Annotated in this window: 20 protein-coding genes; 14 read left to right on the top strand and 6 right to left on the bottom strand. The window is 64.7% G+C overall.

Annotation, left to right across the window (positions count from 1 at the left end):
• Positions 1 to 4 precede the first annotated feature (4 nt).
• On the top strand, positions 5 to 415 hold the full coding sequence (locus tag H9K76_RS07590; protein WP_187599252.1) for an ExbD/TolR family protein: 411 nt from the start codon (positions 5 to 7) through the stop codon (positions 413 to 415).
• A gap of 445 nt (positions 416 to 860) precedes the next feature.
• Positions 861 to 1,106 carry a hemin uptake protein HemP gene (hemP, locus tag H9K76_RS07585; protein WP_187599250.1) on the top strand — a complete coding sequence of 82 codons (246 nt, stop codon included), beginning with the start codon at positions 861 to 863 and terminating at the stop codon, positions 1,104 to 1,106.
• Between the two features lie 320 nt (positions 1,107 to 1,426).
• Here hemP and H9K76_RS07580 read toward each other — a convergent pair whose 3' ends face one another.
• Complete coding sequence (locus tag H9K76_RS07580) at positions 1,427 to 1,834, bottom strand: GlcG/HbpS family heme-binding protein (protein ID WP_187599248.1); 408 nt, start codon at positions 1,832 to 1,834, stop codon at positions 1,427 to 1,429.
• 229 nt (positions 1,835 to 2,063) lie between these two features.
• On the opposite strand from H9K76_RS07580, the gene H9K76_RS07575 reads away from it, so the two are divergent.
• On the top strand, positions 2,064 to 2,756 hold the full coding sequence (locus H9K76_RS07575) for a Bax inhibitor-1/YccA family protein (protein WP_187599246.1): 693 nt from the start codon (positions 2,064 to 2,066) through the stop codon (positions 2,754 to 2,756).
• A gap of 270 nt (positions 2,757 to 3,026) precedes the next feature.
• On the opposite strand, the gene rlmD is transcribed toward H9K76_RS07575, so the two are convergent.
• Entirely contained in the window at positions 3,027 to 4,505 is a 1,479-nt protein-coding gene (rlmD, locus tag H9K76_RS07570; RefSeq protein WP_187599244.1) for a 23S rRNA (uracil(1939)-C(5))-methyltransferase RlmD, read from the bottom strand.
• A gap of 118 nt (positions 4,506 to 4,623) precedes the next feature.
• Here rlmD and H9K76_RS07565 point away from each other — a divergent pair, with 118 nt between their 5' ends.
• From H9K76_RS07565 to H9K76_RS07540, 6 genes are all read left to right on the top strand, one after another.
• Complete coding sequence (locus H9K76_RS07565; protein ID WP_187599242.1) at positions 4,624 to 6,441, top strand: glutamine--tRNA ligase/YqeY domain fusion protein; 1,818 nt, start codon at positions 4,624 to 4,626, stop codon at positions 6,439 to 6,441.
• 294 nt (positions 6,442 to 6,735) lie between these two features.
• The gene (locus H9K76_RS07560; protein WP_187599240.1) at positions 6,736 to 8,694 is read left to right on the top strand and encodes a DUF3300 domain-containing protein; all 1,959 of its coding nucleotides are present in this window, start codon (positions 6,736 to 6,738) and stop codon (positions 8,692 to 8,694) included.
• Positions 8,695 to 8,836: 142 nt separating this feature from the next.
• Positions 8,837 to 9,766: a M23 family metallopeptidase gene (locus tag H9K76_RS07555; RefSeq protein WP_187599238.1), complete on the top strand. Its 930-nt coding sequence runs from the start codon at positions 8,837 to 8,839 to the stop codon at positions 9,764 to 9,766.
• A 128-nt stretch (positions 9,767 to 9,894) separates the two neighbouring features.
• Positions 9,895 to 10,800: a DUF4377 domain-containing protein gene (locus H9K76_RS07550; protein WP_187599236.1), complete on the top strand. Its 906-nt coding sequence runs from the start codon at positions 9,895 to 9,897 to the stop codon at positions 10,798 to 10,800.
• Positions 10,801 to 11,014: 214 nt separating this feature from the next.
• Positions 11,015 to 11,491, top strand: coding sequence for a thermonuclease family protein (locus tag H9K76_RS07545; protein WP_187599235.1), 477 nt, complete (start codon positions 11,015 to 11,017; stop codon positions 11,489 to 11,491).
• A gap of 267 nt (positions 11,492 to 11,758) precedes the next feature.
• On the top strand, positions 11,759 to 12,955 hold the full coding sequence (locus tag H9K76_RS07540; protein WP_246475375.1) for an MFS transporter: 1,197 nt from the start codon (positions 11,759 to 11,761) through the stop codon (positions 12,953 to 12,955).
• Between the two features lie 60 nt (positions 12,956 to 13,015).
• Here the strand turns inward: H9K76_RS07540 and H9K76_RS07535 are convergent, their stop codons facing one another.
• A complete protein-coding gene (locus tag H9K76_RS07535; RefSeq protein ID WP_187599231.1) occupies positions 13,016 to 13,963 on the bottom strand; it encodes a DHH family phosphoesterase in 948 nt (315 codons plus the stop codon).
• 94 nt (positions 13,964 to 14,057) lie between these two features.
• Here H9K76_RS07535 and H9K76_RS07530 point away from each other — a divergent pair, with 94 nt between their 5' ends.
• Together H9K76_RS07530 and H9K76_RS07525 are read left to right on the top strand one after the other, a co-directional pair.
• Positions 14,058 to 14,867, top strand: coding sequence for a pseudouridine synthase (locus H9K76_RS07530; RefSeq protein ID WP_187599229.1), 810 nt, complete (start codon positions 14,058 to 14,060; stop codon positions 14,865 to 14,867).
• Between the two features lie 146 nt (positions 14,868 to 15,013).
• Positions 15,014 to 15,271: a hypothetical protein gene (locus tag H9K76_RS07525; RefSeq protein WP_187599227.1), complete on the top strand. Its 258-nt coding sequence runs from the start codon at positions 15,014 to 15,016 to the stop codon at positions 15,269 to 15,271.
• Between the two features lie 48 nt (positions 15,272 to 15,319).
• Here H9K76_RS07525 and H9K76_RS07520 read toward each other — a convergent pair whose 3' ends face one another.
• Positions 15,320 to 16,561, bottom strand: a complete 1,242-nt coding sequence (locus H9K76_RS07520; RefSeq protein WP_187599225.1) for a low temperature requirement protein A — start codon at positions 16,559 to 16,561, stop codon at positions 15,320 to 15,322.
• A gap of 66 nt (positions 16,562 to 16,627) precedes the next feature.
• Positions 16,628 to 17,593: a ribosome biogenesis GTPase YlqF gene (ylqF, locus tag H9K76_RS07515; protein ID WP_187599224.1), complete on the bottom strand. Its 966-nt coding sequence runs from the start codon at positions 17,591 to 17,593 to the stop codon at positions 16,628 to 16,630.
• A gap of 108 nt (positions 17,594 to 17,701) precedes the next feature.
• Here ylqF and H9K76_RS07510 point away from each other — a divergent pair, with 108 nt between their 5' ends.
• Genes H9K76_RS07510 through H9K76_RS07500 form a run of 3 tightly spaced genes read left to right on the top strand, consistent with a single transcriptional unit; the run spans position 17,702 to position 20,090 of the window.
• Positions 17,702 to 18,010, top strand: coding sequence for a DUF308 domain-containing protein (locus H9K76_RS07510; RefSeq protein ID WP_343066320.1), 309 nt, complete (start codon positions 17,702 to 17,704; stop codon positions 18,008 to 18,010).
• Positions 18,007 to 18,327 carry an oxidoreductase-like domain-containing protein gene (locus H9K76_RS07505; RefSeq protein ID WP_343066319.1) on the top strand — a complete coding sequence of 107 codons (321 nt, stop codon included), beginning with the start codon at positions 18,007 to 18,009 and terminating at the stop codon, positions 18,325 to 18,327. The genes H9K76_RS07510 and H9K76_RS07505 overlap by 4 nt, the downstream gene beginning before the upstream one ends.
• Positions 18,328 to 18,377: 50 nt before the next feature.
• A complete protein-coding gene (locus H9K76_RS07500) occupies positions 18,378 to 20,090 on the top strand; it encodes a thiamine pyrophosphate-binding protein (protein ID WP_187599222.1) in 1,713 nt (570 codons plus the stop codon).
• Positions 20,091 to 20,122: 32 nt separating this feature from the next.
• Here the strand turns inward: H9K76_RS07500 and H9K76_RS07495 are convergent, their stop codons facing one another.
• A complete protein-coding gene (locus H9K76_RS07495; RefSeq protein ID WP_246475373.1) occupies positions 20,123 to 20,554 on the bottom strand; it encodes a VOC family protein in 432 nt (143 codons plus the stop codon).
• Positions 20,555 to 20,712 lie beyond the last annotated feature (158 nt).

Genomic DNA, 20,712 nt, shown 5'->3' with positions numbered 1-20,712 from the left:
CACCATGGCATTCGGTACCCAGGACGAATCCGATGAGGTGATGAACGAAATCAACATGACGCCACTGGTGGACGTCATGCTGGTGCTGCTCATCATCTTCATCATCACCGTTCCGGTGATCAAGCACGCCGTGCCCGTGGACCTGCCTCGCGCCTCGAACACGGAAGAGGTGATCAAGCCGGAAACCATCCGGCTGTCAGTCACCGAGGACGGCAAGTACCACTGGAACGAACTCGATATCGGCGACGACGAGCTCGAGCCGCGACTCGCTGCGGAGGCCAAGAAGGATCCACAGCCCGACCTGCACATCCGCGGCGACAAGAACGTGCGCTACGAACGCGTGGCGCAGGCCATGGCAGCCGCACAGCGCGCGGGGGTCAAGAAGATTGGTTTTGTCACGGATCCGACCAAATAGCCTCGACGATCCAGCCCTCCCATAGAGATACCCGGCCTTCAAGCCGGGTTTTCTTTTTGCTCTTCGTGGAATACCGTGGTTGGATGGTGTCGCATGACGAATAGGCGCGGTGCTCGCGGTGAGAGTCTTCGTTTTGGGGTGCTGATATGGCCCCTCATACTTTGTTGCAAAGGCTTGCCGTATGCTTGTACTGTCTGCGCCTTTGCGTCGCGTCTCTTGGGCCATCTCAGCATTGGGGCGAACGGTTCATGCGGGGCGCGCGCTGCACGGGCAGTGGTTCTGAAAACCTCATTGCCATCTTCGGCAATTCGTGACGAACCTTTCTTTCTATGCGCGACGTTTCCGCTGCACATAAAAAAATCTCACATTTTTCTTGCGATTTTGCTTGACGAACAAATGAGAACGGTTATCATTCACACATCAACAACGCACGGAGAACACACCGATGTCCGCAACAATGACTGCTCCAGCCGGCAACGCCCTGTTCGGCGCAACCAATGCCTCCTTTGGTTCGCAGCGTTCGACGCGTGGTGTCGGCAAGCCGGGTGACGCGTTCGACACCGCGGCCGAGATCAATTCGCTCGACAGCCGCAGCCTGCTGCAGGGCCACAAGGTGGTCACCATCGCGCACAACGGCGTGCTGTACCGGCTGCAGGCCACCAAGCTGGGCAAGCTGATCCTGACCAAGTGATCGGCGCTGCCAGCCACCAGAATTTTCGAAGTTTCATCGTGGGGCGACTCCAGGACCTAACTCCGGTCCGAAGGTCGTATTTGCCAGCCACCGAGTCCGCTCCATTAGCCAGGCTTTTTTTTCATCCGAAAACACTGCCCCACGATGCCGGATCAGTCCCCTGATCCTCAACCAGCCCCAATCAACCCCTGTTGCACTCCCAACAAAAAACCGGCGCAGCCCCAAGGACTGCGCCGGTTTTTTATGGGCTGCCAGCATGGCAGGCGGGATCTCGCCCGCTCGCCTTCAACAGCTCAAATCAAATGCTCGAGGGCGTGGGATCACAGACCCAGTGCAGCGATGCCTGCCTTGGCGATCTGTGCGTCCTCGGTGGACTTCACGCCGCTCACGCCGACCGCGCCAAGGCACTGGCCATCCTTCATGATCGGCACGCCGCCTTCGAGCAGGCCGTCGATTTCAGGCGCGCTCAGGAACGAAGTGCGGCCACCGTTGATCATCTCTTCGTACAGTCGGCTTTCACGGCAGCCCAGCGCGGCCGTGCGGGCCTTCGAGTGGCTGATGTGCGAGGAGATGGGAGCCGTGCCGTCCAGGCGCTGCAGCCACAGCAGGTGGCCGCCGTTGTCCACGATGGCGATAGCCACGTTCCAGCTGTTCTTCACGGCTTCGGCTTCTGCAGCGGCTGCGATCTTCTTGATGTCGGAGAGTTCGAGAACGGAGGTTGTCTTCATGATTCGAATGGGTTGGTGAACGAATGTGCAGCCACGCGGGTGCTTATGTTCAGGGTGATGTGGATCCCGCGAGCATACAGGGCTTGCGAGGTTCAGGATACCCGGGTAGGAGCAAAAGATTCCAACCCAAAAAGTACGGGATCGCACGTGGGTATTGCAAACCTTCGTGGTAAGCCCCACCTAGAATTTAGTTTCCTGCGTCGTGCAGGGTCACAGGAGAAAATCACACATGAATCCAGAAGTCACCAACTGGGGTTCCACTACCCAGGTGCTGTCGCAGGAGCAACGCAACAAGGTGTTGCGCAATACCTATTGGCTGCTTGCACTGAGCCTGGTACCCACGGTGCTGGGTGCCTGGATCGGGGTGGCCACTGGCATCACCCAATCGCTGCGTGGCGGCATCGGCATGATCGTGTTCCTCGCGGGCGCGTTCGGCTTCATGTTCGCCATCGAGAAGACCAAGAACTCCGCCGCCGGCGTGCCGGTCCTGCTGGGGTTCACGTTCTTCATGGGCCTGATGCTCTCGCGCCTGATCGCCATGGTGCTGGGCTTCAAGAACGGCTCCGAGCTGATCATGACCGCCTTCGCCGGCACCGCAGGCGTGTTCTTCGTGATGGCGTCGCTCGCCACGGTGATCAAGCGCGACCTGTCGGGCATGGGCAAGTTCCTCTTCGTGGGCGTGCTGGTGCTGTTCATCGGCTCGATCATCAACGTGTTCGTCGGTTCGTCCGCGGGCATGATGGCGATCTCGGTGGCGGCGATCGGCATCTTCAGCGCCTACATGCTGTATGACCTCAAGCAGATCATCGACGGCGGCGAGACCAACTACATCAGCGCCACTCTTGCGCTGTACCTGGACATCTTCAACGTGTTCCAGAGCCTGCTGGCGCTGCTGGGCATCTTCGGCGGCGAAAGAGATTGATTAAGAGCATCCCCCTGAGGCGCTTTGCGCCTTCCCCCTTCTCTCTGCGCGACTGCGTCGCTCCGGGAAGGGGGACGCAGCCAGTGCGGCGGGGCGGCCCTTGCACGGCTGCCCTCGCATAGGGCGCGCCGGTTTTTGAGGGCGCTCGATGTTTTGTCCCCCTGAGGCGCTTCGCGCGGTGGCTCTGGCATGGGCCCTGCCCCTTGCAGCGAGCTCATGAAAAACGGCCTCCGTGGAGGCCGTTTTCTTTTGTCCATCAGACACACGCCATCAGGCCAGCTCGAATACCGCCATGCTTTCCACATGCGCCGTGTGCGGGAACATGTTGACCACGCCGGCCGCCACGCAGCGGTAGCCCGCCTGGTGCACGAGAAGGCCCGCATCGCGCGCCAGCGTGGCGGGATTGCAGCTCACGTAGACGATGCGCCGGGGCGGCTGCCAGTTCTTGCCCGACTCGGGCAGCACGGGGGCATCTTCCGCTCCGATGCGTGCCTGGTGGATGTCCGCCAGCGCCTTGGCCAGGGCAAACGCGCCTTCGCGCGGCGGATCGACCAGCCACTTGTCGGCATTGCCGTCGGCGAACAGCATCTCCGGGGTCATCTCGAACAGGTTGCGGGCGACAAAGCTTGTCGGGGCCAGTTCGCTTCCCTGCGCGCGTGCGGACTGGTTCTTCACCAGATTCTCGCGCGAGCGGGCGACCAGCGCCTCGCTGCCTTCGATGCCAAGCACCTCCCGCGCCTGCGTGGCGATCGGCAGCGTGAAGTTGCCAAGGCCGCAGAACCAGTCGATCACGCGCTCAGTTTTCTGCGCGTCCAGAAGGCGCAGCGCGCGTGTGACGAGCACGCGATTGATGTGCGGATTCACCTGGGTGAAATCGGTGGGCTTGAACGGCATGTCGATGCCGAAATCGGGCAGCGCGTAGGCCAACTGCTTGCCGCCTTCGTCCAGCAGGTGCACGGTGTCGGGGCCCTTGGGCTGCAGCCACCACTGAACGTCGTATTGCGCGGCAAAGTCGCGCAGGCGGGTCTTGTCGGCGTCCGACAGGGGCTGCAGGTGACGCAGCACCAGCGCCGTCACTTCGTCGCCGCAGGCCAGCTCGATCTGCGGGCTGGTATCGCGCGAATCCATCGAGCCGATGAGCGCGCGCAGGGGCATCAGCATCGCATCGACATGCGGCGGCAGGATCTTGCAGGTTTCCATGTCGGCGATGTAGCGGCTCTTGCGCTCGTGAAAGCCGACCAGCACCTTGTCCTTTTTCGGCACGTAGCGCACCGACAGGCGCGCGCGGAAGCGGTAGCCCCAGGCCGGGCCTTCGATCGGGCGGTAGATGGTTTCGGCCTTGACCTTGCCGAGATGCCAGAGGTTGTCCTCCAGCACACGCTGCTTGATCGCCACCTGCGCAGCGACGTGCAGATGCTGCATCTTGCAGCCGCCGCAGGCACCCGAGTGCAGGCCGAAATGGGGGCAGCCGGGGCGCACGCGCTGCGAAGACTCGTGGTGGATCTCCGTGAGGCTTGCAGCCTCCCAGTTGTTCTTCTTGCGGTGCACGTTGGCGGTGACGATCTCGCCGGGGAGCGCGCCATCGATGAACACGACCTTGCCGTCGGGCTTGCGCGCGACGCCCTGCGCATCCATATCCATGGACGTGACTTCCAGCCAGCCGGGCGGCAGATCGGTGCGGCCGGCGGGCAACGACGCGGTCTGCGCGTCGATTTCGCTGATTTCTTGGTTTGTGGTGGGGGCACTCATAACCCTCCATTGTCTCAGAGCGGAAAAACCGTCTGCCGCGACACCCCATATTGATGGCAAGATCACGGGCTTGGCAGATGCAGACCACGGGATTACCCCAAGCCTTAAAATCGGCAACATGAGCACCCCTCACACCAACAAAGACAACACCGCCGCAGCCGAAGTCGTCAAGCCGACCAACTTCCTGCGCAACATCATCGAGTCCGACCTGGACAAGGGCACGTACGCCCAGCGCCACTGGGGCGGCAACCCTGGCGATGCAACGCACCACCAGCAGGGTATCGTGGACCCTGCAAAGATCCGCACCCGCTTTCCGCCCGAGCCGAACGGCTACCTGCACGTAGGCCATGCCAAGTCCATCTGCCTGAACTTCGGCCTCGCGAGGGACTTCGACGGCGTGTGCCACCTGCGCTTTGACGACACCAACCCGGAGAAGGAAGACCAGGAGTACGTCGACAGCATCATCGATGCGGTGAAGTGGCTGGGCTTCGACTGGAAGGACCCGGACGGCCACGAGAACCTGTACTTCGCGAGCAACTACTTCGACTTCATGTACCGCGCCGCGGTGTACCTGATCGAGCAAGGCGTGGCCTATGTGGACGAGCAGTCCGCCGAAGACATGAAAGCCAACCGCGGCGACTTTGGCCGCCCGGGCGTGAACAGCCCCTTCCGCGACCGCAGCGTGGCGGAGAACCTCGCGCGCTTTGCCGAGATGAAGGACGGCAAGCTCCCCGACGGTGCCGCCGTGCTGCGTGCCAAGATCGACATGGCGTCGCCCAACATCAACCTGCGCGATCCGGCGATCTATCGCGTGCGCCATGCCGAACACCACAATACCGGCAACACGTGGTGCATCTACCCGATGTACACCTTTGCGCACCCGATCGAGGATGCGCTTGAGCACATCACGCACTCGATCTGCACGCTTGAATTCGAGGACCAGCGTCCGTTCTACGACTGGCTGCTCGATCACCTGCGCGAAGGCGGCCTGATCGCCGCGCCGCAGCCGCGCCAGTACGAGTTCTCGCGCCTGCACCTCACGTACGTCATCACCAGCAAGCGCAAGCTCAAGCACCTGGTGGACAGCGGCCTGCTCGCCGGCTGGGACGACCCCCGCATGCCCACCATCGTGGGCCTGCGCCGCCGCGGCTACACGCCGGAGTCGATCCGCAACTTCTGCGAGCGCATCGGCGTGACCAAGGACTATGCGTGGATCGACTACTCCACGCTCGAAGGGTGCCTGCGCGAAGACCTGGAGAACAAGGCGCACCGTGCGATGGTGGTGCTCGACCCGCTCAAGCTGGAACTCACCAACTGGGCCGAAGTGTTCGGCTCGGCCGACCACGTGGAGCCCTGCAGCCTGCCCGCCCTGCCCCACGCAGCCGACGGCGAGGCGGTTCCAGAGCGCCATTTCACGATCGGCCGCGAGGTCTGGATCGAGCGCGAGGATTTCGCAGAAGTGCCGCCCAAGGGCTACAAACGCCTGTTCCCCGGCAACAAGGTGCGCCTGAAGGGCGGCTACGTGATCGAGTGCACCGGGGCCGAGAAGGATGCCGAGGGCAACATCACCAAGGTGCTCGCCACCGTCGTGCCCGATACCAAGAGCGGCACGCCCGGAGCGGACAGCGTCAAGGTGAAGGCAGCCATCACCTGGGTGGGTGTGCAGGATGGCATCGAGGCCGAGGTGCGCCTCTATGACCGCCTGTTCACCGATCCGCAGCCCGATGCGGGCGGCAAGGACTATCTGGCGCTGATGAACCCGGACAGCCTCAAGACCGTGACCGCCTATGTGGAGCCCTCGCTCAAGGCCGCCCGGCCGGACGACAAGTTCCAGTTCGAGCGCTTCGGCTACTTCGTGGCCGACCGCAAGGACCACAGCGCCGACAAGCCCGTGTTCAACCGCGCCACGGGGCTGAAGGACAGCTGGGGCAAGTAAGCCCGCCGCTGCCGCAGGACCTGACAGCGCAGCAAGCAGATCGATCCCGGGATCGATCTGCTTTTTTTGCGCCCGCAGCATTGGAAGTGCGCACCCTGCATGCGGCTTTACACGGGCGATACCCCTGCAACATCTGTTCTCACTCCCCGCATCCTTGAAACCATAAACAGCGGTCAGACAGGTCGTTCCCTGCAGGCGGGCGTCAACGGGCCCATGCGTGCGGCGTTGAAGAGTCATGGCAGTCCCAAAGCGGCGGTGCGATCCGCCGCTCCTGTCCCTGACAAGGAATGCATCATGAAGGTGACCGATATCCCGGCAGCGGCATCCGCAAGGCAGGACCGGCATGGAGACCGGCGCCACGGCTTCGCCCTGGGTGCCGCCGCGATCACGGTGGCCGCGCTGCTCGCGGCCTGCAATGACGAGGCCGGCAAGACCCCGCAGACCTCGGGCTCATCTCCCGCAGCCTCCACTCCTGCTACAGCAGCCACGGCAGAGGTTGCCGCGCCGATGCCGGCGGCCTACACCGCGCCGTCTGCCGATGTTCTCTACAAGATGGTCGCGCCCATCGCGCTGTACCCCGACAGGCTCGTGGCGCAGATACTGGCCGGGGCCACCCACCCCGACCAGGTTGCATCCGCGGAGGTGTGGCTGGCTCAGAACCCGGGCCTCAAGAACGATGCCCTGGCCCAGGCGGCCCATGCCCAGCCCTGGGACCCGTCGATCAAATCGCTCACGCTGTTTCCGAACGTGCTCGAACAGATGGCCTCCAACATCCCCTGGACCACGGCATTGGGAAAGGCGTACTACAACGCCCCGGCGGACGTCCTGAACGCCATCCAGGAGATGCGCATTCGGGCCAACAAGGCCGGATCGCTCAAGAACTCCAGGCAGATCAAGGTGACGGTGGCCGAGAATGCTCCCGAGAACGCCTCCTGGGCCGAAAGTGGCAGTTCCGCCGAGAGCGCGCCGATGGCCATGGTGGCCGGCCCCGTCATTCCCGCGCCGCAGGAGTACATCCAGATCTCCGAGCCCGATCCCGGCGTCGTCTATGTGCCGCGATATGACCCAGCCGTGGTCTACGGCACCCCGATGCCGGTCTATGACGGCTACCAATATGCCGCCGCACCCGTGGCTGCGGGGCTCCTCGGCTTTGGCTCCGCCGTGATCATCCAGCAAACCATCGAGCGCCGCCCCTGGGGCTGGAATGCCTGGGACATGCGCTGGGGCCGCCGGCGCGAGCACAGGCATGACAGGGACGCTGCGCCTGCGCCCCGCCCCTTGCCGACCATTGTCTACAACGACCGGCCCTACATGCCACGGCCACCCGGCGCCGATGGCGAACACGGCAACCATCCGCGTCCCCCAAGGCCTGAACGTCCCCCGCTTCCCCAACGACCCGACGCCGAGCAATGGCGACAGCAGCAGGCCGCACTGATCGCCCAGCAGCAGGTGGCCCAGGAACAGCACCAGCGCGCGATCCGCGACCAGGTGCGCGATCAGGCGCGCCAGCAGCAGGATCAGGATCGTGCGCAAGCCGAGCGCCAGCGCCTGCGCGAGCAGCAGGAGCAGCAACAGCGACAATGGCAGGCGCAGCAGCAGGAACGAGTGCAGCGCGACCAGGACATGCAGCACCGGCGAGAAGCTCAAGCCCAGGAACAGGCGCAGCAGCAGGCCGCCTTCGCCAATCAGCAGCGCATGCGCGAGGAGCAGATGCGCCAACAGCAGGATCTGCAACATCGGGAACAACAGGCCCGCCAGCAGGCACAGCAACAGGCAGCACAGGAGCAGCAACAGCGCCAGATGCAGGAGCATGCGCGCCAACAACAGGCGGCCTTTGTGAATCAGCAGCGCATGCAGGAGCAGCAGATGCGCCAGCAGCAGGATCTGCAACGCCAGGAACAGCAGGCCCGCCAGCAGGCACAGCAGCAGGCGGCGCAGGAACAGCAGCAACGACAGATGCAGGAACTGGCGCGCCAGCAGCAGGCCCGAGCCCAGGCCGACCAGCAGCGCATGCTGCAGGAGCAGCAGCGCGCGCAGCAGCAGGCCTTTCAACAACAGCAACAGCAGCAGGCCATGCTTCAGCAGCGCGCCGCCGAAATGCAGCGTCAGCAGCAGGAGCGCCAGCAGCAGCAAATGCAACAACAGCAGCAGCGCATGCAGCAAGCGCAGGCGCAGGCACGAGCGGCTGCCGGGCAAGGCGCCATGCCGCACGGCAATGATCGGCGCGATCGCGGCGAGCGGCGCGAGAACTGATCTCCTTCGGCCCCTGCCGATCCGCGGCGGCCCACGTCCCGTCTGACGTGATGTGACGCGATCGATGCGAACACGTCCTCATGTTCCAATGTGAACGTTTGACCATCGACGCGATCCAACCGCCTCCGAACCACATACCTTCATGACTGCAGACCATCTCATCACGTCCCGCCAACGACGCAACATGCTGCAGGCGCTCTCCGGCGCCGCATTGACGACGCTGGCGTTTCCCGGCGCCTGGGCCGCGCAGCGCAACTCATCCACCGCCTCTTCCGTGCACACGCAGGAAGCTGGAGCCCACCATGACATGGCCGCATGGCCGCGCGACAGCCGCGTTCCGGGAGGCGTTGCGCGCCTCTCGCTCGGGCCGTCGCCGCAACGCCCCCGGGTGATGACGGGCGACTCTGAAGTGCTGGTGCTGGGAGATGTGATCGAATGGACCGCCGTGGTCGGCATTCCGCTGGCCGCACCGCTGGGCGAGCACCAGGTGAGCGTGCAGACGGACAAGGGCACGCGCGCCCTCGAATACCAGGTGCGCGACAAGAAGTACACCGAGCAGCGCCTCAAGGTGTCTCCCAAGACTGTCGATCTTTCACCCGAGGACAACGCCCGGTACGAACGTGAACGCGATCATCTGCAGAATGTGATGACCACCTTCTCGCCGCACACGCCCGACATGAACGCCCTGCTGATGCGCGTGCCCGTTGCGGGGCGCCGCTCGAGCTCGTTCGGTCTGCGCAGGGTCTTCAACGGCCAGCCCCGCAATCCGCACAGCGGCATGGACATCGCGTCACCCACGGGTACCCCGGTGGCCGCACCCATGCCCGGCCGCGTGATCGATGTGGGAGACTATTTCTTCAACGGCGGCACCGTCTGGCTCGACCACGGCGGCGGCCTGCTCACCATGTACTGCCACCTGAGCAAGGTCGACTGCAGGGTGGGTGACGAGCTCAAGACCGGCGCACACTTCTGCAAGGTGGGCGCCACAGGCCGGGTGACGGGCCCTCACCTTCACTGGGGGGTCATGCTCAACCGCACCATGGTGGACCCGGCCTTGTTCATTGCCGCCTGAAATTGACGAATTTTGACAAATCCAACCCCGTATGCGGGAGCTGGTGCCCCAAAAAGACGCCTTCTCCGACATGCAGCCCGCGAAATTGCCGTTAAGGTATTCGCCATCGTTTTTGAACAGGACCCTTCATGAAAACATCCGCCCGCCTGCCCGCACGCTCCATGCCACGCCTTCTGCAACTGGCATCCATTGCAGCCGCGGCTGCCGTGTTGACGGCATGTGCCGCGCCTGACGCGTCCAAAACTCAACAACCTGCCCCCGTGAGCACACCTTCGACCCAGGCCCCCGTTCCTCCCGTGACCGCACAACCTGCCGCGCCCCAGGCCAGCGCCGCCCAGTTGCTCCCGCAGTATCTGTGGTCCGTCGTGAAGGTGACAGGCCCGGACAATCAGATGCTCAATGGCTGGCTCATCGCCGACAAGGAATCCCCGGTACTGCAGTTCCGCAACGGCCAGGTCGGCGTGCAGAACCTGTGCAACCTGGTGAGCGCAGGCTATACGACCAACCTCGACAAGATCGAGATGACCCGCCCTGTCTCCACCATGCGCGCCTGCGTGGACGAGGCCAAGATGGTGCAGGAACGCAAGGTCACGCTGCAGTTGCCGCTGGCGCAGCGCTTCGAGGTATTTCCAGCTGCCAACGGCGAGCCGATCCGCATGCTGCTGACCTTCTCGGACGGCGTCCGCTGGGAGCTCATGGGCTCGCCCACGCCGGAAACCCGCTATGGCTCGGCAGGCGAGCGCATGTTCCTGGAAGTGGCACCCGAGAAGGTGGCATGCAACCATCCCCTGATGCGTGACGCCAAGTGCCTCAAGGTACGCGACATCGCTTTCGACTCCAAGGGCATCAAGCGCGTGACCGGCGAATGGCGCATCATGCAGGGCTCGATCGAGGGCTATAACTTCGAGCCCGGTATTCGCAACGTGCTGCGCGTCAACCGCTACTCGATGGCCAAGAACGGCGTCCTGCCGGCCGACGCGCCATCGCATGCCTATGTGCTCGACATGATCGTCGAGTCGGAGCGCGTTCGCTGATCTCCCACGATCTCCGCAACCGAGGCAAGGCCGGGCATCGCCCCGGCCTTTTTTCTGTGTTTTCATGGAATACCGGGGTGGGTGGAGTCGCGACGCTTGCGGTGAGAGTTTTCGTTTGGAGGTGCAGGCGCATCGGAGCATTTCTTGCTGCACGGCAATCTTGCAGCGGCCCATGTGCATAGAGTGAGCGCACTCCACCTCATCGAAGCACCGCATGCCCCTCATCGCCGCCGCCCTTGTCTGCCTGATTTTCCACGTGAGCGACGGCGACAGCGTACTGGCCCGCTGCGAAGGCCCGGAGGCTTCACGGATTGTCCGGATACGTGTGGCCCACATCGATGCGCCCGAACTGCATCAGACGTATGGGCCTGAGTCGAAAGCCCGGCTGGCGCGGCTGTGCCTGCACCGCCGCGCGCAAATCACGCCTGCCGCGCTCGACATGTACGGGCGCATGGTGGCTTCGCTGCAGTGCGATGGAACGGATGCCTCCGCAGATCAACTGCGCTCGGGCCTCGCATGGCTGAGCACCCGTGATGCCCACGCCAGGCAAGCGCTGCAGCCCTTGCAGTCGATGGCACAGCGCACCCACGCGGGCCTGTGGGTGCAGCAGCGCCCGATGGCTCCCTGGGACTATCGCAAGCGCTACGGAACCCCCTACGAGATCCATCGACCGGCAGCGCACCGCTACTGAACCAATGACCCTGGCTGCACTGATTGCACTGGCCCGGCGCTCTGCACAATGGCGCCTGCAGATGTAGCATTCCACTGCTCGCATCGGGTTGTGTGCGGGCCTGGCGGGCCGGTTTCACCAGCGCCGCGCAGGCCTCGGCGCACTCAAAACAACACATAACTATCCAGTCACCGAATTTTCCAAGTGCCTCCACCCGCTTCACCGTCTTCCGCCACAGGCCCCAGCGAACGATCCAACGTATACCGGCACAAGGGTTTCATCGCCTTCATGGCGTCACGCCTGCTCGCAGTCTTTGCCACGCAGGTGCAGGCCGTGGTCGTCGCCTGGCAGGTCTATGACCTCACCCGCTCACCCATGGCGCTGGCCTATGTGGGACTGGCCCAGTTCCTGCCGATGCTGGTGCTGCTCCTGCCGGCGGGCGACCTGATCGACCGGTTCGCACGCAAGCCGATCCTGGCCGTCAGCTGGGCGCTGGGGGCCTTTTGCAGCGCACTGCTGTGGTGGCTCTCCGGCCATGGCGCAGCCGGTGTTGGTGGCATCTACGCCGTGCTGGTGCTGTTCGGCTGCACCCGCGCGTTCTCGGGCCCGGCCCTCCAGAGCCTGCTGCCGCAGATCGTGCCCCGCGAACAGCTGGCACAGGCCATCGCGGCCAACAGCATGATCATGCGGGCCGCCTCGATCGGCGGCCCTTTCCTCGGCGGGGTCCTGTATGCAATGGGTGGCGGCGAGCTCACCTACGCGGTCTGCTTCGCCTGCCTGCTGCTGGGCACGGTTCTGCTGGTCTGGCAGGTGCCTGTCCAGCAGGCCGGAGCACCCAGCCCCACCAACGGCACCATGCTGGAGCGCTTTGGCGCGGGCATCCGCTTCATCCGCACCCGTCCGATCATCCTGGGCACCATCTCGCTCGACCTGTTCGCCGTTCTTCTGGGGGGCGTGGTCGCGCTGCTGCCGATCTATGCGCATGAAGTGCTGCACGTGGGGCCGCAGGGGCTGGGGGCGTTGCGCAGCGCCATGGCCATCGGGGAGGTCAGCGCGGGCCTGTACCTGAGCGTGCGCCCCTTCAACCAACGCGTGGGTCGGACCATGTTCATCGCCGTGGCCGTCTTCGGCCTGGCCAACCTGGTGTTCTCGCTCTCGAGCATCTTCGCCGTGTCCTTCACCGCCCTGATGATTGCGGGAGCCGCGGACATGGTGAGCGTCTACATCCGCGGCGCGCTGGTGCAGTTCTCCACGCCGGACCATATGCGTGGCCGCGTGAACGCGGTGAACATGCTGTTCATCGGTTCATCCAACGAACTTGGCGAGTTCCGCGCCGGCACCAGTGCCGCGTGGCTGGGCGCCGTGCCCGCTGCCGTGCTGGGCGGCGCCTGCACCCTCGTGGTCGTGGGCCTGTGGTCGAGGATCTTCCCGACGCTGCGCAACGTGGGCAAGTTCGATGAGGCGGCGCGCCCCGAGGATCTGTAGCAGCGCCTCGCGGTACGGGAACGCTCCGCGGGCTCCCGCACAGAAACGACAATCACGCTCTCAGGCCTTGAACGTTCCGCCCAGCAGCTCCGGCAAACGGGAGGCGGCCATGCGAAATCCACATGCCTGCGCATGCCCTCCGCCGCCCATGCTCACGGCCAGCGGAGAGCAGTCATAGCCTCGCTGTGAACGCAGCCCCGCCTTGATCTGTCCTTCGGACCCCACCTGCCACATCAGTGCAAAGGTTCCGCTCTCGCGCGAGAGCAGGTCACCGACCAGGCTGTGGAAGGCACCCGGGGCATTCACCATCACGCCCTGCTCGCCGTTGAAGCAGAGGGGCCGTGCGTCGCGGGCGATATCGGCGGCCAGGTTGCGGAATTTCTCGTCCATCGCGTCGCCGCGCGCAATGAAGGCCGCCAACTGCTCGGGCGTGAAGCTGGCGATCTCCTGCCAACGGGCAAGCTCGAAGGGTTCCATGTCGAGCGCCGACACGAACCCGCGTGTCTGCGGATACTGCCAGCGCCAGAGGTCGCGGTCTTCCACAAAGCGGATCAGGTCGGGCACGGGTGCGTCACCGTGGAAGAATTCCCACGCCAGCCGCGCTCCCGACTTGTTCATGTCGAAATGCACCACGCCGCAGCGGCAGCGATAGTCCCCCAGCTCGCGTTGCGCGCTGATGTGATGATCGAGCAGCACCAGCCTGGCGGCGCGCTCGTCGATCTGGGAAAGGATGTCGGCAGCGAACGAGAAGTCGAGAATGTAGACTGCGCGGCCCTCGAGCGGCGGCAGATCCTGCAGCGATTTCACCTGGCCGTGCGTCAGGCCCACGCACTCCACGTTGCCCCCGTAGAACTGCCAAGCGGCCCAGGCGGCCGAGAAACCGTCGGCACAGCGGCCGTGGTACAGGACGAGCGGTGAAGGATCGTCCCGCTCGGCCTTTACCAGCAGGGACAGCGGAAGGATGGACAGGGAGGCTTGCGACGCAGCACGGGTTGTCGTTGTGTTCATGCGTGCCATTGTCTTTCATTCACAGGCTATGCTCTCCCATTGGACTCAGTGTCCCACTCTATGTGGCACTTCGTGTCGCGCCCCCTGTTCGCCCATGCACTCCCAGCCCCTCGATTCCGCTCCGCCCTTCGGCCACTACCATCCCCCGCTCACGCTGCTCTGGCGGGACGAGCACATGGTGGCCGTCCACAAGCCCGCCGGCTGGCTCGTGCACAGAACCGGGCTGGACGCGGGCGAAACGCGCTTCGTGATGCAGGCGCTGCGCGACCAGCTGGGCCAGCATGTGTATCCGGTGCATCGGCTCGACAAGGGAACCTGCGGCGTGCTGGTGATGGGCCTGCATTCCATTGCGGCCCGCGCGCTGGCACAGTCCTTCCAGCAACATGATGCGCACAAGGAATACCTGGCCCTCGTACGGGGTTGGGCCCCGTGGGAGTGCGAGGTGGACCATGCGCTGCGCCCCGACGATGCCCCGCCCGATGCGCCGGTGCAGGATGCGCGCACGCACCTGCGCTGCGTGGCACGGCTGGAGATCGCCGGCTCGCTCGATCCCCGGTTCGCAACCACCCGCACCTCGCTGGTGCATGCGACGCCGCACACCGGGCGACGCCATCAGATCAGGCGCCACCTCAAGCATGTGGCCCATCCGATCCTGGGCGACGCCACGCATGGCAAGGGGCCGCTCAATCGGTGGTGGGCCGAGCGACTCGGGCTGCAGCGCCTCTGGCTGCACGCCTGGAGACTGTCGATCCCGCACCCGATCAGCGGCGAGCGGCTCGACCTGCGCAGCGGGCTGGCCCTGCAGGGAAGCGAGCCGTCGGCGGGTCTCCATGCGGACCTTCGCGACTGGCACGAGCGCGTGCTGTCCATGCCGTGGGAGTTCGCAGCGCCGGCGCATACGTAACGTTCGCGTTTTGCGGCGTGGTCTGACACGCGAGGGACACGCTCCGCGTTTCCAATGGTTCTCGGGGCAGATCCATGCCCGTTGGCAAATTCCGCGCCCCGGCTCATCCGGTGCCTGATCTTGGCCCCACCACCAGGAGACACACCATGTCCACCGCCTATGCAACCATCCACGGCCTCGTCACCTACCGTGAAGGGGAAGGCGTTCCCATGACCATCCCCGAGGGGCCGGTCGAGCTCAGCTTCTCGCCCGACAGCGTCACCCTCAGCTGGATGGATGACGCAAGGACGGCCGGCCTCACCGCCATTCCGCGCGATGAATACGATCGCTACGTGAAGGAAGGAAAGATCGTCATTCTCTCCAGGTCCGGCAACAGCAACAGCAACAGCGACTCCAGAAAATAGGCAAGGAGCCGAGCAAGGCGCCCATTGCAGCCCGAGCCCAGCGCATCCTCATCCGTGGTGAACCGTTCCGGAGCGCGGATGCCTGCGCACCCGCAGCTCCCAGAAGCTCACCATGAGCAGCACGATGGTGGTCAGCCACCCCATTACCAGCAGGTTGGCCACAAAGCCCACGGGAATCAGTGCCAGCAGCGCGACCGCACCCACGATGTGCGACATCGGCACGCAGCCATAGACCACCTGCTTGTAGACGGCGCTGCCCAGCAGGTACACGGCCGGGCCACCCACCAGGGTCACGACCTGCGCCGTGGTGAGCATGCTGTAGGGGTGTGCCATCACGAGGTCGTTGCCCACGGCACTGCCGATGATGCCGGCTACCAGAATCACATGGATGTAGTGGAAGTACGCGCCGATGCGCCCCGGATCATCCGAGGAGCTGATCACCGAGCTTGCATCCTTGCTCGACGTGCCGAAGTACAGCCACCACATCGCCAGCGTGCCGATGAAAGTGGCGGCCAGCGCCAGCAGCACGCCATTGTCCCAATGCGCTTCCTCGGAGAGTGCTGCACCCGTGGCCACCAGCGTCTCACCCAGCGCGACGATCACGAAGAGCTGGCAGCGCTCGGCGAGATGGCCGCCTTCGATGGTCCACTCGCTTGTCGATGAGTGCCCCATCCCGGGGAAGGCAAAGCCGATCATCGGTGAGAAATACTCGCAGCCAATGGCCAGCAGCCACAGCACGATGCGCAGCTCATGCGACTGCACCATGCCGCCCGCGATCCAGAGCACGCCGGAAATACACAGCCAGACCAGCATGCGCCGGTAGTTCGGCGCCATGGGATGGCCCGGCCCCAGTATCCATACGACGTAGGCCGTGCGTCCCACCTGCATCGCCGCGTAGCTGGCCGCAAAGACCAGTGCTCGCGCCCCGAATCCCTCCGGCACCGCGCAGGCCATCAGCAGTGCAAGCAACCCCGAGGCAAACAGCACGCTGCGAATATGCGGCGTTTCGGGATCGAACCAGTTGGTGAACCAGCAGCTGTACTGCCAGCCCAGCCATACGCCGAACCACAGGATCAGGGTCTCGATCAGCCCGGTGAAGGTAAGGTGATGCAGCAGCAGATGGCTGAGCTGCGTGACGGCGAAAACATAGACCAGATCGAAGAACAGCTCTTCGTAGGTCACGCGGGCATGGTGTCCATCGCGCCGGCGCAGCAGACGGTCGGCCAGGGGAATGCGCCCCTTCGCGGTGGAGGACGAATCTGCGCTTCTGCTACTGTTGTTGTGTTGCATGGTATGACAGTCGGACCAGATCGGAGCCGCCATCCTGACACAAAAATCCGCGCAACGCCTGGGTGCTTACTCCTGCTCGCGGCGGCGCGCGCGGCTCGCATCCTTGCGGACCTTGCGCTTGTCCCACTCGGCCTTCTTGAGCGCGCGGGCCTCTTCCTTCACTGCAGCTTCGGCCAGCCAGCCCTCGAATTCGGCGGGCGTTTCGAGCGAGATCCGGCCCAGCACACCGCCGCGCAGGTCGGTCAGCACGATCTCCGCGGCCTTCTGCATGTTGAGCTTGCCCCCGGACATCACCGCCCCGCGCTTGCGGGCAATCCTCTCGAGCAGTTCGTCGTCGTGCATCGCCGCGATATCGTCCACCGAAAGGCCGAGCTTGTAGCGCGCATCGAGCTGCGCCGCGTACTGCCCCTTGAGGTATTCGAGCAGGTCGAGCGCGACGACTTCCTCGTCGTAGGCATTGCGGCCCACGGCGCCCGTCGCGGCCAGCCGATCGCCGCTCTGGTCAACGATGATGCGCGGCCACAGCATGCCGGGCGTGTCCCACAGGTAGAAATCGTCGGCCAGCACGATGCGCTGCTCCTGCTTGGTGACGCCGGCCTCGTCACCGGTCTTCGCCTGGCGCTTGGCGGACAGCGTGTTGATCAACGTGGACTTGCCCACGTTCGGAATACCGCAGATCAGCACGCGCATCGGACGCGAGAGCCCCTGCCGCGTGGGTGCAAGCTTGCGGCACCCGTCGATCAGCTTGCGTGCGGGAGCCGCGTCCGACGCGTCGAGCGCGATGGCATGGGTCTCCAGCTTGGCGTTGTACCAGTCGAGCCACAACGGGGTACGGCCGGGGTCGGCCAGGTCCTGCTTGTTGAGCACCTTGAGCGTGGGCTTGTGGCCGGTCAGCTCGGCAAGCAGCGGATTGGCGCTCGAGCCCGGAAGGCGCGCGTCCAGCAACTCGATGACGACATCGATGTCCTTGATGCGCTCCTCGATCGCCTTGCGCGTCAGGTGCATATGACCGGGAAACCACTGAATGGCCATGGAACTGTACTTTCACGAATAGAGAGAAATCCGGGAGACAAGGATAATCAGGCTTTGCCTTTCATGCCTATCCTGCCTGTTGCCGCGCGCCGCAGGCACGCCCCGATCATGTCAGCCTCCAGAACACCGTCGCGCAAACTCGACAACGATGTGCTTTTCAAAGGCATCATCTGCGCACTCATTGGCGCCATCATTCTTCTGGCGCCCTATGTTTCCCGCTCGCCCGACGTGCAGGAGCTGATGCGCCAAGCCTATATTGTCGGCTGGTTTGCACTCGCGCTGGGAATCGCCTTCCTCGTGCAATACGCCGTGCGCCTCAAAAAACGCCGCGAGCTCGATGCCGAGACCGCGAGCTATCTCGAGCAGAACGCCGAGCGCAACACCTCGAAGAACAAGCCCTCGCGCCGCAACAAGTGACCCTGCAAGACCCACCCGCATTCCTCGCGAACGCCTCGCTCCCGCAACTGGCCGCGATCCGCATCTCTGGCGAGCTGGCTCAGGCGCGACAGCTCTTCGCGGCCCTGGAACGCCATGCGCAGGCCCTCGGCGTCACGCTGCGGCGCACGCCGCCCGAGCCCGACACCTGCTGCGGGCGCGGCTGCAACGGCTGCGTGTGGGAAGGCTTCTACGCCGCCACCGAATTCTGGCGACAGGATGCCATCGAGGCCTGCGAGCACGCGGCTACGGCACCGTCATCGGGCATCATCTGCCCGACGCCCTCCGCTCGTGCATAGCGATAGCGGCGATTTCCCTTTCCATCCACAAGCAACCCGAGAACAAGGCCATGGAGACAAACAGCACTATCCGCAGTCCACAACCCGGAGCCCGCACCGGCGGGCAGGTACTCGTCGATCAACTCGTGCTGCACGGCGTGAAGCAGCTGTTCTGCGTCCCCGGTGAAAGCTATCTGGCCGCGCTCGACGCGCTGCACGACGCGCATGTCGACGTCACCATCAGCCGCCAGGAAGGCGGAGCAGCGATGATGGCCGAGGCCCAGGGCAAGCTCACCGGCCAGCCCGGCATCTGCTTCGTGACCCGCGGGCCGGGTGCGACCAATGCATCCGCCGGCATCCACATCGCGCACCAGGACTCGACCCCGCTGATCGTCTTCGTCGGCCAGGTCGCGCGCGGCATGATGGAGCGCGAGGCATTCCAGGAGCTCGACTACGGCGCGGTCTTCGGCACCATGACCAAGTGGACCGTGCAGATCGATGATGCGGCGCGCATTCCGGAACTCGTCTCGCGTGCGTTCCACGTCGCCACCTCGGGCCGTCCCGGGCCGGTGGTCATCGCACTGCCCGAGGACATGCTGACGGACGTGGTCACCGTGCCCGATGCGCGCCCTTACGCCGTCACGGAGACCGCCCCTGGCGCCGAGGCGCTGGCCGAGCTGAAGGCGCGGCTCGAGAAGGCCGAGCGCCCCGTGGTCATCGTCGGCGGCACGCGCTGGAACCAGCAGGCGGTCGACCATCTCGTGGCCTTTGCGGAGAACTGGCAGTTGCCCGTGTACTGCTCATTCCGCCGCCAGATGCTGTTCCCCGCCAACCACGCGAGCTACGGCGGCGACCTGGGACTGGGCGTCAACCCCAAGCTGCTCGCCCGCATCCGCGCAAGCGACCTGGTCATCGTGCTGGGCGGACGTCTCTCCGAGATCGCCTCGCAGAGCTACGAATTGTTCGACATTCCCACCCCGCGGCAGGATATGGTGCACATCCATGCCGATGCCAACGAACTGGGCCGCCTCTACCACGCCGCCCAGGCCATCAACGCCACGCCGCAGCCCATGGCTGCCGCGCTGGCCGCCATGGGTAAGCCTGCGTCTGCACCGACGTGGGCCTCGCAAACGGCCGATGCCCATGCCGAGTACCTGGCATGGAGCGACCCCGCCAGCATCAGGATTCCCGGCGAACTGCAGATGGGCGAAATCATGGGCCACCTGCGCGAGGTGCTGCCCGCCGACACCATCTTCTGCAACGGCGCTGGCAACTTCGCCACCTGGGTGCACCGCTTCTGGCCGTTCACCGCCTATGCCAGCCAGCTCGCCCCCACCAGCGGCTCCATGGGCTACGGCCCGCCGGCCGGTGTGGGTGCCAAGCGCCTGTGGCCCGAGCGGGAAGTCGTCATCTTCGCGGGCGACGGCGACTTCCTCATGCATGGCCAGGAATTTGCAACCGCGCTGCAGTACCAACTGCCCATCCTCGTCGTCCTCCTGGATAACGCCATGTACGGCACCATCCGCATGCACCAGGAACGCGAATATCCCGGGCGCGTCAGCGGCACGGAACTCAAGAACCCGGACTTCGCCGCCTACGCGAAGGCCTTCGGCGGCCATGGCGAGACCGTGCGCAGGACCGAGGAGTTCGCCCCGGCTCTGGCACGCGCACGGGCGAGCGGGCTGCCCAGCATTCTTCACTGCTTCATCGACCCGGAGGCCATCACCCCCTCAGGAACCTTGAGCGGAATCCGGAAGGCGGCGCAAGACAGGCAACGAGGCTGAACTTCCCGGGTGGCAGGCTGCCTGTCGGTGGCTCAGCGCGTGTTGACGATCTCGGCCGTCTCACCCCCGGCCCGCGCGTTCCACTGCACCAGGTGCAGCAGCACTCCGCAGGGGTCCCAGGCATAGGTGACCCAAGCGTCATAGGGCGGAGCCTCCAGCCGGGGCTCTGCGACACGGATACCGGGGTAGAGGCCGGACTCGACCAATGCCGCCACGCGCGCGTGGCACGCGGCAGCGTCATCGACGGAGATGAGCATCATGCTGTTCTCGGCCCACTCCTTCACGTAGAAACGCTGCACATAGAATTTCGCGTCCGCCAGCGAGAACAGGGCAAGATCCTCGTCCTCCCACTCCAGGGGGCAGCCCAGTGCGCAGTAGAAGCGCTTGGACACATCGAAATCCCGGGAGGGAAGGAAGGCGCGCACGTCGCGCGCGTGCAGCGGATTGGCTGGAACAGTGTTCACGCAGTTTCCTCGAGCTTTGGTATCGGACCCGCCGACAAAGGAGACTCAATGTAGCCGAGCGCAAGAAGCACTTGCGCCAGAGCAGCTACCGGCCTGCCGATATACTTCCAGCCGCTCGTCCTGGAGCCCTTGTTTCCGCCTCCCCCTGAACTGACCGT

This window comes from Diaphorobacter ruginosibacter, from assembly GCF_014395975.1.
GTDB lineage: Bacteria > Pseudomonadota > Gammaproteobacteria > Burkholderiales > Burkholderiaceae_C > Diaphorobacter_A > Diaphorobacter_A ruginosibacter.
Note: the sequence above shows the minus strand (reverse complement) of the source record. Positions and strands in the feature narration are given on the sequence as shown.